Origin of the sequence: Kitasatospora sp. NPDC051853 (assembly GCF_044452665.1) — a bacterium.
In the GTDB taxonomy this organism is placed as follows: Bacteria; Actinomycetota; Actinomycetes; order Streptomycetales; family Streptomycetaceae; genus Kitasatospora.
Window position 1 is genome coordinate 759,214 of the sequence record NZ_JBITBY010000002.1, and the last position, 12,655, is coordinate 771,868.

Annotated in this window: 13 protein-coding genes; 8 read left to right on the top strand and 5 right to left on the bottom strand. The window is 72.3% G+C overall.

The window, feature by feature from the left end:
• Positions 1-254 precede the first annotated feature (254 nt).
• A complete protein-coding gene (dusB, locus tag ACIA8O_RS08145) occupies positions 255-1,409 on the bottom strand; it encodes a tRNA dihydrouridine synthase DusB (RefSeq protein ID WP_396292740.1) in 1,155 nt (384 codons plus the stop codon).
• Positions 1,406-2,290: a helix-turn-helix transcriptional regulator gene (locus tag ACIA8O_RS08150; protein WP_396292741.1), complete on the bottom strand. Its 885-nt coding sequence runs from the start codon at positions 2,288-2,290 to the stop codon at positions 1,406-1,408. The genes dusB and ACIA8O_RS08150 overlap by 4 nt, the downstream gene beginning before the upstream one ends.
• Positions 2,291-2,392: 102 nt before the next feature.
• Here ACIA8O_RS08150 and ACIA8O_RS08155 point away from each other — a divergent pair, with 102 nt between their 5' ends.
• From ACIA8O_RS08155 to ACIA8O_RS08170, 4 genes are read left to right on the top strand one after another with little or no spacing between them, the layout of a single operon-like run.
• A complete protein-coding gene (locus ACIA8O_RS08155; protein WP_396292742.1) occupies positions 2,393-3,823 on the top strand; it encodes an MFS transporter in 1,431 nt (476 codons plus the stop codon).
• A 53-nt stretch (positions 3,824-3,876) separates the two neighbouring features.
• Complete coding sequence (locus ACIA8O_RS08160; RefSeq protein WP_396292743.1) at positions 3,877-4,173, top strand: type II toxin-antitoxin system Phd/YefM family antitoxin; 297 nt, start codon at positions 3,877-3,879, stop codon at positions 4,171-4,173.
• The gene (locus ACIA8O_RS08165) at positions 4,170-4,568 is read left to right on the top strand and encodes a type II toxin-antitoxin system VapC family toxin (protein WP_396292744.1); all 399 of its coding nucleotides are present in this window, start codon (positions 4,170-4,172) and stop codon (positions 4,566-4,568) included. Before ACIA8O_RS08160 ends, ACIA8O_RS08165 begins: the two co-directional genes overlap by 4 nt.
• 51 nt (positions 4,569-4,619) lie before the next feature.
• Positions 4,620-5,195 (top strand): NADAR family protein, encoded by a 576-nt coding sequence (locus ACIA8O_RS08170; RefSeq protein ID WP_396292745.1) that lies wholly within the window; start codon positions 4,620-4,622, stop codon positions 5,193-5,195.
• Here ACIA8O_RS08170 and ACIA8O_RS08175 read toward each other — a convergent pair.
• Complete coding sequence (locus tag ACIA8O_RS08175; RefSeq protein ID WP_396292746.1) at positions 5,192-5,836, bottom strand: phosphotransferase; 645 nt, start codon at positions 5,834-5,836, stop codon at positions 5,192-5,194. The two genes, ACIA8O_RS08170 and ACIA8O_RS08175, sit on opposite strands and share 4 nt — an antisense overlap.
• A gap of 25 nt (positions 5,837-5,861) precedes the next feature.
• Positions 5,862-6,401 (bottom strand): CGNR zinc finger domain-containing protein, encoded by a 540-nt coding sequence (locus ACIA8O_RS08180; RefSeq protein WP_396292747.1) that lies wholly within the window; start codon positions 6,399-6,401, stop codon positions 5,862-5,864.
• Between the two features lie 175 nt (positions 6,402-6,576).
• Here ACIA8O_RS08180 and gap point away from each other — a divergent pair, with 175 nt between their 5' ends.
• The 3 genes from gap to ACIA8O_RS08195 all read left to right on the top strand — a co-directional run bounded on the left by gap (position 6,577) and on the right by ACIA8O_RS08195 (position 10,020).
• Entirely contained in the window at positions 6,577-7,584 is a 1,008-nt protein-coding gene (gene gap, locus ACIA8O_RS08185) for a type I glyceraldehyde-3-phosphate dehydrogenase (RefSeq protein WP_396292748.1), read from the top strand.
• Between the two features lie 127 nt (positions 7,585-7,711).
• The gene (locus tag ACIA8O_RS08190; RefSeq protein WP_396292749.1) at positions 7,712-9,034 is read left to right on the top strand and encodes a TrpB-like pyridoxal phosphate-dependent enzyme; all 1,323 of its coding nucleotides are present in this window, start codon (positions 7,712-7,714) and stop codon (positions 9,032-9,034) included.
• An 86-nt stretch (positions 9,035-9,120) separates the two neighbouring features.
• Positions 9,121-10,020: a hypothetical protein gene (locus ACIA8O_RS08195; protein WP_396292750.1), complete on the top strand. Its 900-nt coding sequence runs from the start codon at positions 9,121-9,123 to the stop codon at positions 10,018-10,020.
• A gap of 86 nt (positions 10,021-10,106) precedes the next feature.
• Here the strand turns inward: ACIA8O_RS08195 and ACIA8O_RS08200 are convergent, their stop codons facing one another.
• Positions 10,107-11,489, bottom strand: a complete 1,383-nt coding sequence (locus ACIA8O_RS08200) for a glycine--tRNA ligase (RefSeq protein WP_396292751.1) — start codon at positions 11,487-11,489, stop codon at positions 10,107-10,109.
• A gap of 211 nt (positions 11,490-11,700) precedes the next feature.
• On the opposite strand from ACIA8O_RS08200, the gene ACIA8O_RS08205 reads away from it, so the two are divergent.
• On the top strand, positions 11,701-12,648 hold the full coding sequence (locus ACIA8O_RS08205) for a metal ABC transporter substrate-binding protein (protein ID WP_396292753.1): 948 nt from the start codon (positions 11,701-11,703) through the stop codon (positions 12,646-12,648).
• Positions 12,649-12,655 lie beyond the last annotated feature (7 nt).

The window sequence follows — 12,655 nt, forward strand, 5'->3', positions numbered from 1 at the left end:
AAGCGATCCACCTCCTCGGAGCCCTTCCGGCGCCCTGACTGACCGTCAGTGGCCACCGTATGTGGCCAGCGTCACGGGCGCATCTCAGCCATCAGGCGTACTCCGATCGGATACTTCGTCACCTTGCGTCGACCACTCCGTGCGTACCGTCACGGAAATCAGCCGCAAAGGAGCCCTCTTGGCCAGGATGTCCAAGAGGGCTCGTCCGCCTCGGCCTGTGCACCAGGGTGGCTAATTTGGCCACCCTGTAGTGCTCATCCGCCAGAGGTGTCCGATTCGGCGTCCGCGGAGGGCAGGGCGCAGTCGTACGGATCGTCCAACCAGCCCTCGGGCAGCACCACGCGGTTGTTGCCGCTGGTCCGTCCGCGCGGTCCGTCCGCGCTCTCCGGCCAGAGCTGGCTCTGCTCCACCTGGGCGAGGGTCTCGGTGAGTTCGGCCAGTGAACTCGACATCGCGAGCTTCACCCGCAGCTCCGAGCCGACCGAGAAGCCCTTGGTGTACCAGGCGACGTGCTTGCGGAAGTCGACCACGCCGCGCGCCTCGTCCCCCATCCACTCGCCCAGCAGCTCGGCGTGCCGGACCATCGCCCGGGCCACGTCGGCGAAGGCCGGGCGGGCCCGGTCCACCTCGCCCTCGAAGATCGAGACCAGCTCCTTGAACAGCCACGGCCGGCCCAGGCAGCCGCGGCCGACCACCACGCCGTCGCAGCCGGTCTCCCGCATCATCCGAACGGCGTCCTCGGCCGACCAGATGTCCCCGTTCCCGAGCACCGGCACCTCGTCCGGCACCGACTCGCGCAGCCGGGCGATGGCCGACCAGTCGGCGGTGCCGCCGTAGTGCTGGGCGGCCGTGCGGCCGTGCAGCGCGATCGCCGCGACGCCCTCCTCGGCACCGATCCGGCCGGCGTCCAGGTAGGTGAGGTGGTCGTCGTCGATGCCCTTGCGCATCTTCATGGTCACCGGCAGGTCGCCCGCGTTGGCCACCGCCTGCTGGAGGATCTCGCGCAGCAGGTTCCGCTTGTACGGCAGCGCCGAACCGCCGCCCTTGCGGGTCACCTTGGGCACCGGGCAGCCGAAGTTGAGGTCGATGTGGTCGGCCAGGCCCTCGGCCGAGATCATCTTGGCCGCCCGGCCCACCGTCTCCGGGTCCACCCCGTAGAGCTGGATCGAGCGCGGCTTCTCGCTCGGGTCGAAGTGGATCAGCTGCATGGTCTTGGCGTTGCGCTCGACCAGCGCCCGGGTGGTGATCATCTCGCTGACGTACAGGCCCTTGCCGCCGCTCTGCTCCCGGCAGAGGGTGCGGAACGGGGCGTTGGTGATCCCCGCCATCGGTGCCAGCACCACGGGCGGCCAGACCTGGAGCGGCCCGATGTCCAGGGGCTTGAACTCGGGAGCGGGAGTGGTGGTCATGGCGCGACGGTTCCTCGGGGCTCGGCGGACGGGACTTCCCATTGTCCCCCACTCGGCGCAGCGCCCATCCGGTCGAGCCTGGCGGCCGTCTCCTCGTCCAGCGGCGTGTACGTCACCATCCGGGTGCTGGGGCGCGGGCCGAGCCAGAGGCTGGTGTAGGTGAAGGAGAGCAGCCCCTCCTCCGGGAGCAGGAAGCGCTTCTCCCCGTTGCCCGGCGCGGAGACCTCGTGCCGCTGCCAGAGCTCCTCGAACTCCGGCGAGGCCGTGCGCAGCCGGTGCAGCAGCGCCTTCCAGGCCGGCTCGGCCGTGTGGTCGGCCATCGCCGCGCGGAAGCGGGCCACCATCGACCGGGCGTCGGTGCGGCGGTCCACCAGCCGGGAGCCGAAGACGCTGTCGGTGAAGGCCAGCCACATCAGGTTCCGCTCCTCGAACGGCAGCGCCTCCAGGTCCCCCGCCAGCCAGGTGTACGCGCGGTTGTACGCCAGCACGTCGTACCGGCTGTTCACCACCGCGGCCGGGTACGGGTCCACCCGGTCCAGCAGCAGCTGCACCGCCGGGGTCACCATGTGGCAGACCGGCTGCGCCACCGGGTCCTCGCCGCCGGCCAGCGCGAACAGGTGGGCCCGCTCGCTGCGGTCCAGCATCAGCGCCCGGGCCACCGCGTCCAGCACCTGCCCCGAGACCTGGATGTCCCTCCCCTGCTCCAGCCACGTGTACCAGGTGACCCCCACCGCGGAGAGCTGCGCGACCTCCTCCCGGCGCAGGCCGGGCGTGCGGCGGCGGCCGACGGCCGGGAGGCCGACCTGCTCGGGGGCGATCCGCTCCCGGCGGCTGCGCAGGAAGGCGGCCAGCTCGGTGCGGGCGGTTGCGGTGGTGGTCATGGGTACCAGGATGGCCGCTGGGGGATCCCGTTGCCAGGTGGTCCTGGTACCAGGACAAGAAGCATCTGGTACCAGGCTGACGGCCCGGCCAGGCTGGTCGACGTGACCCAGCAACTGACCCACCCCCAGCAGCTCACCGCCGTCCGGCCCACCGGCCGCCCCGGCCTCTCCACCGCCGGGCTGGCCACCGTCCTGCTCGGCGCCTTCCTCCCGATGCTCGACTTCTTCATCGTCAACGTCGCGCTCCCCACCATCGAGCACGACCTCTCGGCCGGGCCGGCCGTGCTGGAACTCATCGCCGCCGGATACGGCATCGCCTTCGCCGTCCTGCTGGTGCTCGGCGGCCGGCTCGGCGACGCGCTCGGCAGGCGGCGGCTGTTCGTCGGCGGGTCGCTCGGCTTCGCGCTGGCCTCGCTGCTGTGCGGCGTCGCCCCGTCGGCCTGGGCGCTGGTGGCGGGCCGGGTGCTCCAGGGGGCGGCGGCCGCGGTGCTGCTCCCCCAGGTGCTGGCCACCATCACCGCCGCCACCGACGGCGCCCGGCGGGCCAGGGCGCTCTCCGTCTACGGCGCGGTCGGCGGGATCTCGGTGGTGATCGGCCAGGTGCTCGGCGGCTTCCTGGTCTCGGCCGACGTGCTCGGCACCGGCTGGCGCTCGGTCTTCCTGCTGAACGTCCCGTTCGCCGTGGCAACCGCCCTGCTGGCGCTGCGTCACGTCCCGGAGAACCGGGCCGAGCGGGCCGCCCGGATCGACCTGCCCGGCACCCTGCTGCTCTCCCTCTCGCTGCTCTCGCTCTTCGTCCCGCTGATGGAGGGCCGCGCGCTCGGCTGGCCGCTCTGGTCCTGGCTGGCGCTCGGGTCCTTCCCCTTCCTGCTGTTCGCCTTCCTCCGCACCGAACACCGCCTGGAGGCGCGGGGCGGCGATCCGCTCCTTCCCCTCTCCCTGCTGCGGATCCCCGAGATGCGGCGCGGGCTCGGCATCGCGCTCCCCTACTTCACCGGCTTCGGCGGCTTCATGTTCGTGGTGGCCGTCCTGCTCCAGCAGTCCCTCCACCTCGACCCGGTGGCGGCGGGCTGGGCCCTGGTCCCGATGGCGGTCGGCTACTTCACCGCCTCGCTCGCCTCGCCCCGCCTGATCGGCCGGTACGGCAGCCGCGTCATCACCACCGGCGCCGCCGTCCAGGCCCTGGGCCTGACCACCCTCCTGCTGACCGCCCTCACCCTCGGCCTCTCCCCCCTGCGCATGCTCCCCGGCGTCGCCCTCGCCGGCATCGGCCAGGGCCTGATCGGCACTCCCCTCTTCCGGGTCGTCCTCACCAAGGTCCCCACCACCCGGGCCGGCACCGGCAGCGGCGTCCTCGCGACCGCCCAGCAGTCCAGCCTTGCCCTCGGCGTCGCCACCCTCGGCACCCTCTACCTCTCCCTCGCCCCCACCCTCGGCGCCCTCCCCGCCCTCGCCGTCGTGCTGGCCCTCCAGACCGCCGGCTCCGCCACGATCCTCGCCCTGAGCCTGGGCCTCCCCCGCTCGATCGGGTGATCACGACGCACGAACCTCGCGAACGACGCACGGAGCGTCCTACCGTGAGTCGTATGACAGCCAGAGTTCCGATCCGTCAACTCCAGCAGCACGCCAGTGAACTGATGGACCGGGTCGCGGCCGGAGAGCGGATCGAGATCACCCGGAACGGGCGGCTGATCGCGGTGCTCTCCCCGCCCGACCCGGAGCAGCGGGTCCTGGAGGACCTGGTCCGTGACGGGACCATCGATCCGGAGAACGCGGCCACCGCCACCGGCCTGGCCCACTGGGAGCCCCCGGCGGCGCCGGAAGGCCTTGCCTCCCCCAGCGCCGCACTGGCCGCCATGCGGGAGGAGGAAGAGGAGAGGTGATCTACCTCGACTCGTGCGCGCTGCTCAAGCTGATCGTGCCGGAGGCCGAGTCCCCCGCGCTGCGGACCTTCCTCTCCGCCCGGGGCGCCGAGGGCCACGCCACCAGTGCCCTGGCCCAGGTCGAGGTGCCGAGGGCGCTCCGGCGGGTGGAGGCTCCCCCGTATCTCTTCGACGCGGCGGAGGACGCGCTCGACCGCCTGCTCCGGGTCCGGCTCTCCGATCCCGTCCTCCGCGCGGCCCGTCTGCTCCCCGGGCAGCACCTGCGGAGCCTGGACGCGATCCACCTGGCCAGCGCCGAGCACCTGGAGCACGCGCTCACCGCCTTCGTCACCTACGACAAGCGCCTGGCGACCGCCGCGGCCGACCGCGGACTTCCCGTGGTGAGTCCGGCCTGACCTCGGCAAAACCGCTGGTCGGCCCCGGGCGGGCGGTGCGAGGATCGGGCCATGACGACTCCTCAGCTGCCCATCGACACCCGTGACCGCGAGCAGCTGGCCGCGTTGGTGGCGGCCGGGACGCGGCCGAAGTACCTGTTCTTCTGGGGGCACCGGCCGGAGCGGGACGGGCGGATCGGGGCCGGGGCGCTGAGCCAGTGGTGGCCGGGGGCGTTCGAGGTGGACGGGGTCCGGTACGGGTCGGCGGAGCACTGGATGATGGCGGGCAAGGCCCGGATGTTCGGGGACGAGGAGATGCTCGCCCGGGTGCTGGCGGCCGGGTCGGCGGCGGAGGCGAAGAAGCTCGGCCGGATGGTCCGCGGCTTCGACGGCGACCGCTGGGACGCCGGGCGCTTCGAGCTGGTGGTCGAGGGGAACGTCGCCAAGTTCGACCAGGACGAGGCGCTGCGCACCTACCTGCTCGGCACCGCCGGCCGCGTCCTGGTCGAGGCCAGCCCGCTGGACCGGATCTGGGGCATCGGCCTCCCCGCCGACGACGACCGCGCCTCCCGCCCGGCCGACTGGCCCGGCCTCAACCTCCTCGGCTTCGCCCTGATGGAGGCCCGCGCCCGCCTGGCCGCCGCCTAACAGGACCGGATCAGCGCGACGGCTCCGTCCAGGGCGGCGATCTCGTCCTCGGAGAGGGTCGGGTTGGCCGCCCGGCGGGCCTTCGCGGCGTCGAGCAGCATGCCGTCGGTGCCGCCCAGCCCCCGGACCAGTGCGGTCAGCACGGCCCGCGCGACCGGGGCCACGGCGGGCATGGTGAGGGCGGCCTGGGCCAGGATCAGGGCGGACATCGCGGTGTCCAGGCCGGGCGGGCCCTCGTCCGCGGTGTCCCAGTCGATCACCACCGGGCCGTCGGGGGTGAGGAAGACGTTGTCGGGGTGCAGGTCGAGGTGGAGGACGCGGCCGGCACCGGTCCGGGGCGGGACGGCGTGCAGGCGCCGCAGCAGGTCGGCGAGGACCGCGCCCGCCTCCTCGGCGCCGACCGTGCCCGCGCCGAGGGCCTGGAGCATGGTCGGCCCGGCCAGCCGCTGGAGCACCAGCTCGGAGGCCGAGGGCCCCGGCCAGACCCGCGGCACGGGGTAGCCGTGCCCGGCCAGGTGGGTCATCAGGGCGGCCTCGCCGCTCGCGTCCTCGCCCTCGCGGTAGCGCCGCAGCACCCGCCCCTCGTCCAGGGCGAACACGTCCGCCGTCCGCCCGCTGCCGATGAGTTCCCCCGTGATCATGCGGGAGAACCTACCTGACGGCTCCTCAGGCCGGGTGCCGCTCGCGGAAGGAGGCGGCCTTGGCGCGGTTGCCGCAGCGGGTCATGTCGCACCAGCGCCGCGCTCCCTTGCGGGAGAGGTCGACGTAGAGGCGGGTGCAGGTCTCGGCGGCGCACTCCTTGACCGGGGCGGCGAGCGGCAGGGCGAGCAGGCGCTGGGCGGAGCGGGCCAGGGTGGCGAGCAGGGCCTCGGCGGTGCCGGTGCGGTGCAGGGTGCCGTCGGGGCGCAGTTCCTGACGGAGTCCCGGTCCGTCTGCCTGACGGTTGAGCAGCCGGCGGTCGGCGGCGGCGTACGGTGCGGAGGCGGCCGCCGCGCTCGCCAGCCGGAAGATCGTCTCGCGGAGCCGGACGGCGTGCGCGAGGTCCTCGGCGTCGGCGGCCATCGGCTGGTCGACCAGCCCGGCCTCGACGGCCCATGCGCCCAGGTCGGCGGGGGTGACCAGCTGGTCGAGCGCGAGGCCGCGGCGGCGCTGCACGGTGCCGACCAGGTCGAGGGCCGGGTCACCACTGACAAAGACGAACTCCATTTCGCCAGCATAGTGCGCAACCGGCCGTCATAACCGGTATGACTGGTTATTGCGAGGGCCTTGGGTTACTCTCGTACCACCCTCAGAAATAACCCCACAGAGTGGTTACCAGCCGACGACGCCTGGCATCGCTCCGTCAACTGACGTACGTAGCACGGGAATACGAGGAGTCGAGATGGCAGTCAAGGTAGCGGTCAACGGTTTCGGTCGGATCGGCCGCGGCTTCGTCCGGGCGGCGCTGGAGCGTGGCGCCGACCTCGAGGTGGTGGCCGTCAACGACCTCACCGACGCGAAGACCCTGGCCCACCTGCTCACCTACGACAGCTCCCTCGGCAAGCTGGCCGAGGACGTCCGGGCCGAGGGCGACACCATCGTCGTCGGCGGCCAGACCATCAAGGTCTTCGCCGAGCGGGACCCGGGCAAGCTGCCCTGGGGCGAGCTGGGCGTGGACGTGGTGATCGAGTCCACCGGTGTCTTCACCGACGCCGCCAAGGCCCGCGCCCACATCGAGGCCGGCGCCCGCAAGGTGATCATCTCCGCCCCGGCGAACGGCGAGGACCTCACCCTGGCGATCGGCGTGAATGACGACAAGTACGACCCCGAGGTCCACCACATCGTCTCCAACGCCTCCTGCACCACCAACTGCCTGGCCCCGCTGGCCAAGGTGCTGAACGAGGCGCTGGGCATCGAGCACGGCCTGATGACCACCGTGCACGCCTACACCCAGGACCAGAACCTCCAGGACGGCCCGCACAAGGACGCCCGCCGCGCCCGCGCCGCCGCCACCAACATCGTCCCGACCTCCACCGGTGCGGCCAAGGCCATCGGCCTGGTCCTGCCGGAGCTCCAGGGCAAGCTGGGCGGCACCTCGCTGCGCGTCCCGATCCCGGTCGGCTCGATCACCGACCTGACCGCCCGGGTGGAGCGCCCGACCACGGTCGAGGAGATCAACGCCGCCTTCGCCAAGGCCGCGACCGAGGGCTCGCTGGCCGGTGTGCTCCGCTACAGCGAGGCGCCGCTGGTCTCCAGCGACATCGTCGGCGACCCGGCCTCCGTCGTCTTCGACGCCGGCCTGACCACCGTCAGCGAGGACGGCCGCCAGGTGAAGATCTTCGGCTGGTACGACAACGAGACGGGCTTCTCCCACCGCGTGGTCGACGCCGCCCTGCTGCTCGGCGCCTGAGGCACCGCAGCTGCGGCCGGGCCGCCGTCCCCGGCCCGGCCGCAGCGGTCGTCCGTTCGAGTGTGAGCACCCCGCCGCGGTGGAACCAACTACCGGTCGCCGTCCACCGAACGGAACCGGGCCGCCCATGACCACCGCACCGTCCAGCACCGTGAAGTACCTGCTCCCCGAGGAGCAGACCCCGACCACCTGGTACGACATCTCCGCCGATCTCCCGTCCCCCGTGCCGCCGTTGCTGCACCCGGGCACCAAGGAGCCGGTCACCGCGGCCGACCTGGAGCCGCTCTTCCCGCCCGAGGTGATCGCCCAGGAGCTGGGCACCGGCGCCCGCGAGGTGGACATCCCCGGCGCGGTGCTGGACGTCTACCGGCAGTGGCGCCCCAGCCCGCTGGTCCGGGCCCGGCGCCTGGAGCGGGAGTTGGACACCCCGGCCCGGATCTACTTCAAGTACGAGGGCGTCAGCCCGACCGGCAGCCACAAGATCAATACGGCGGTGCCGCAGGCGTACTACAACCACCGCGCGGGCGTGCGCCGCCTGGTCACCGAGACCGGCGCCGGGCAGTGGGGCAGCAGCCTGGCGCTGGCCTGCTCGTACTTCGGCCTCGACTGCGAGGTCTGGATGGTGCGGGTGAGCCACGACCAGAAGCCGTACCGGCGGGCCCTGATGGAGACCTTCGGCGCCACCGTGCACGCCAGCCCGAGCCCGCTGACCGGCGCCGGGCGGGCCGCACTGGAGGCGGACCCGGAGGCCACCGGCAGTCTGGGGCTGGCCATCTCCGAGGCGGTGGAGGCGGCCGCGACCAGCGGCGGCACCGCCAAGTACGCGCTCGGCTCGGTGCTGCACCACGTACTGCTGCACCAGACCGTGATCGGCCAGGAGGCCCTGCTCCAGTTCGAACTCGCCGAGGACGCACCGGACGTGGTGATCGGCGCGGTCGGCGGCGGCTCCAACTTCGGCGGTCTGGCCATCCCCTTCCTCGGCCGGCAGCTGGCCGGCGGCCCGGCCGTGCGCGCCGTCGCGGTCGAGCCCGCCTCCTGCCCCTCGCTCACCGCCGGGCGCTACGACTACGACTTCGGCGACACCGCCGGCCTCACCCCGCTGGCCCGGATGCACACCCTCGGCCACTCCTTCACTCCCCCGGCCATCCACGCCGGCGGCCTGCGCTACCACGGCATGTCACCGCTGATCAGCCACCTGCACGAGCTCGGCCTGATGGAGGCCCGGGCGGTGCGGCAGACCGAGTGCTTCGAGGCGGGCGTCCGGTTCGCCCGGGCCGAGGGCATCGTCCCGGCCCCGGAGTCCACCCACGCGGTGAAGGCCGCCGTCGACGAGGCGCTGGCCTGCCGGGAGTCCGGCGAGGCCCGCACCATCCTGTTCGGCCTCTCCGGCCACGGGCACTTCGACATGCAGGCCTACACCGACTTCACGGCCGGCCGGCTCACCGACTGAAAACCCTCCCGACTCACCGACGTAACACAACTGCCTTGTAGGGAAGGGAGGATGACGGTTCACGGACGAGCCGAGGGGACCGAAGAGTGAGCGGAGCGCAGGCGGCACGACGGCGGCCGACCGGAGCACGGTTCGGCGGGGCCCACCTGGAGGACGAGGCCCCGCCGCCCCCGGCACCCGCCACCGCCGCGCCCCGCGGCGCCCGGTTCGCGGGCGCGCCCGTCGAGCACGAACCCCCACCGGCCGCCGCCCCGCCGGTGGCCCCGCCGCAGCGCAGCGGCCCGGAACTGGTCGCCCTGGCGGGGCGGATCACCGCCCTGCACCAGGGCGGTGCGACCCAGGAGTCCGCCGCCCTGACCGCCCAGGCCGCCGTCCTGCTGGCCTCGGAGGACGTCACCCGGCTGGCCGTGCTGCTGCACGCCCAGGGCCCGGCCGGCGCGGCGGGCTACCTGGCCCGGGCCACCGTGCACGGCAGCCCCGAGCAGGCCGCCGCCACCCTGGCCGGGCTGCGCCGGGCCGGGCTGGCCGAGGAGGCGGCCGGCCTCTTCCACGCACTCTGGGGTCACCCCAGCCCCCAACTGCCGTCCCTGCTGGCCGCCTTGGAGCGCCACGGGCTGGCCGGGGACGGACTCACCCTGCTCTGGGAGCGCGCCTCCGCGGCCCCCGCCGAGCTGGCCGCCCTGGCCACCGCCCTGCGCACGGCCGGCCGGGCCGAGGACGCCCAGCGCCTGCTGCACCAGGCCACCGGCCGCCGCCCCGGCGAACTGGCCGCCACCGCCCTGGAGTTGGACGAACCACTGGCCGCCGGGCTCTCCACCCAGGCGGCCCGGCTGCGCTCCCCCGCCGACCTGGCCGAGTACGCCGCCGCACTCACCGCCTCCCCGCCGCGCTACCGGGCCCTGCTCGCGGCGGTAGCCGCCCTCGACGAGCCCCGGCGCCGCGCCGCGCTGGCCGCCTTCCGCTCCCTCGGGCTCCCGCTGCGCTGAGCCCCCGGACCGGCGGACGACCCCGGAACGACGGACGGCCCCGCCACCCTCACGGGTGGCGGGGCCGTCCGCGGGCCGACGGTGCGTCAGCAGCCGATCAGGCGGGCGCCCAGGTAGGACTTCACCTGGTCGAGCGAGACGCGCTCCTGCGCCATGGTGTCACGCTCGCGGATGGTCACCGCGTTGTCCTCGAGGGTGTCGAAGTCGACGGTGACGCAGAACGGCGTGCCGATCTCGTCCTGGCGGCGGTAGCGCTTGCCGATCGCGCCGGCGTCGTCGAACTCGACGTTCCACGCGGTGCGCAGGTCGGCGGCCAGGCCGCGGGCCTTCGGCGAGAGGTCGGCGTTGCGCGAGAGCGGGAGCACCGCGACCTTGACCGGGGCCAGCCGCGGGTCGAGCCGCATGCCGACGCGCTTCTCCATGACGCCCTTGGCGTTCGGGGCCTCGTCCTCGAAGTAGGCGTCGATCAGGAAGGCCAGCATGGCGCGGTTGAGACCGGCGGCCGGCTCGATGACGTACGGGTAGTAGCGCTCGTTCGACTCCTGGTCGAAGTAGCGCAGGTCCTTGCCGGAGGCCTCGCTGTGCACGGTGAGGTCGTAGTCCGTGCGGTTGGCCACGCCCTCCAGCTCGGAGAACTCGTTGCCGCCGAAGTTGAAGCGGTACTCGATGTCCACCGTGCGCTTGGCGTAGTGGGAGAGCTTCTCCTTCGGGTGCTCGAAGTAGCGCATGTTCTCGGTGCGCAGACCGAGGTCCACGTACCAGTTCCAGCGCTGCTCCAGCCAGTACTCGTGCCAGGTCTCGTCCTCGCCCGGCTTGACGAAGAACTCCATCTCCATCTGCTCGAACTCGCGGGTCCGGAAGATGAAGTTGCCCGGGGTGATCTCGTTGCGGAAGCTCTTGCCGACCTGGGCGATGCCGAACGGCGGCTTCTTGCGCGAAGTCGTCTGCACCTGGCTGAAGTTGGTGAAGATGCCCTGGGCGGTCTCCGGGCGCAGGTAGGCCAGGCCGGACGCGTCCTCGGTGACACCGAGGTGCGTCTTCAGCATGCCCGAGAACTCCTTGGGCTCGGTGAAGGCGCCCTTGTTGCCGCAGTTCGGACAGTTGATGTCGGCCAGGCCGTTGGCCGGGAGCTTGTTGTGCTTGGCCTCGTACGCCTCCTCCAGGTGGTCCGCGCGGAACCGCTTGTGGCAGGAGAGGCACTCGGTCAGCGGGTCGTTGAAGGTGGCGACGTGGCCCGAGGCCTCCCAGACCTCGCGGGCCAGGATCACCGACGAGTCGAGACCGACGACGTCCTCGCGAGCGGTGACCATCGAACGCCACCACTGGCGCTTGATGTTCTCCTTGAGCTCCACGCCCAGCGGCCCGTAGTCCCAGGCGGCACGGGTGCCGCCGTAGATCTCGCTGCAGGGGTAGACGAAGCCTCGGCGCTTGCTCAGGCTGACAATCGTGTCGATCTTGTCGGCGGCCACAGTGCTCTCTTCAGTACGACGTCACGCGAGTGACGGCACGGTCAGGGCACGGCTGGTTGCACGTACCCGAATACCTCCAGAGGTTACCGGGCGGCCCCGTGCGCGGTTCAAATCGGTATTCGCGCGCACACCGTGTGTCGAACACACCGTCGGACGGTCGGACAACTGAGTGAGTTGACAATCATTTCCACTTAAGTTGAGAATGGTTGTCATGAAGTCGCGTCGCCGCAGCACCTCGATAGCCCTGTCCGCCACCGCCGTCGCCGGCGCCCTCCTGCTCTCCGCCTGCGGCGGGGCCAGCAGCGCCGAGGACGGCAAGGGGAAGCTCGACGTGATCGCGTCGTTCTACCCCATGGAGTACCTCGCCGAGCAGATCGGCGGGCAGCACGTGAAGGTGACCGACCTCACCGCCGCCGGCGTCGAGCCGCACGACCTGGAGCTGACGGCCAAGCAGGTCGCCAAGGTCAAGGGCGCCGACGCCGTCCTCTACCTCAAGGGCCTCCAGCCCACCGTCGACAAGGCCGTGGCGCAGAGCGACTCCAAGCACGTGATCGACGCCACCGCCGCCTCCCCGCTGGTCGACCACCACCTCCCCGAGGGCCACGCCGAGGACGACGGGCACGACCACTCCGGTGCGGCCGGCGACCCGCACATCTGGCTGGACCCGAACCGCTACGCCGCCGTCGCCAAGAGCGTCGGTGCCGAGCTGGCCAAGGCCGACCCGGCCAACGCGGCCGACTACCAGAAGAACACCGACCGTGTGGTGGCCGAACTCGCCGCCCTGGACAAGGAGTTCAAGGACGGCCTGAAGGACGCCAAGGGGAAGTCCTTCGTCACCAGCCACGCCGCCTTCGGCTACCTCGCCGACGCCTACGGGATCAACCAGCTGGCCATCAACGGTGTGGACCCGGAGTCCGAGCCGACCCCGGCCAAGCTCGCCGAGATCCAGCAGGAGGCCAAGGAGCACGGCGTCTCCACCATCTTCTTCGAGACCCTGGTCAGCCCCAAGCTGGCCGAGACGGTCGCCAAGGACCTCGGCCTGAAGACCGCCGTGCTCGACCCGCTGGAGGGCGTCAAGGACACCTCCAAGGAGAACTACTTCTCCGTCATGAAGCAGAACCTGCACAACCTCCAGGCCGCCTTCGGCATCCAGAGCTGACGGGACA

Bases quoted from the DNA above. Each gene is read 5' to 3' on its own strand.
- dusB (WP_396292740.1), bottom strand. From the start codon at position 1,409: ATGACCACCACTCCCGCTCCCGAGTTCAAGCCCCTGGACATCGGGCCG.
- ACIA8O_RS08150 (WP_396292741.1), bottom strand. From the start codon at position 2,290: ATGACCACCACCGCAACCGCCCGCACCGAGCTGGCCGCCTTCCTGCGC.
- ACIA8O_RS08160 (WP_396292743.1), top strand. From the start codon at position 3,877: ATGACAGCCAGAGTTCCGATCCGTCAACTCCAGCAGCACGCCAGTGAA.
- ACIA8O_RS08170 (WP_396292745.1), top strand. From the start codon at position 4,620: ATGACGACTCCTCAGCTGCCCATCGACACCCGTGACCGCGAGCAGCTG.
- ACIA8O_RS08175 (WP_396292746.1), bottom strand. From the start codon at position 5,836: ATGATCACGGGGGAACTCATCGGCAGCGGGCGGACGGCGGACGTGTTC.
- ACIA8O_RS08180 (WP_396292747.1), bottom strand. From the start codon at position 6,401: ATGGAGTTCGTCTTTGTCAGTGGTGACCCGGCCCTCGACCTGGTCGGC.
- gap (WP_396292748.1), top strand. From the start codon at position 6,577: ATGGCAGTCAAGGTAGCGGTCAACGGTTTCGGTCGGATCGGCCGCGGC.
- ACIA8O_RS08190 (WP_396292749.1), top strand. From the start codon at position 7,712: ATGACCACCGCACCGTCCAGCACCGTGAAGTACCTGCTCCCCGAGGAG.
- ACIA8O_RS08205 (WP_396292753.1), top strand. From the start codon at position 11,701: ATGAAGTCGCGTCGCCGCAGCACCTCGATAGCCCTGTCCGCCACCGCC.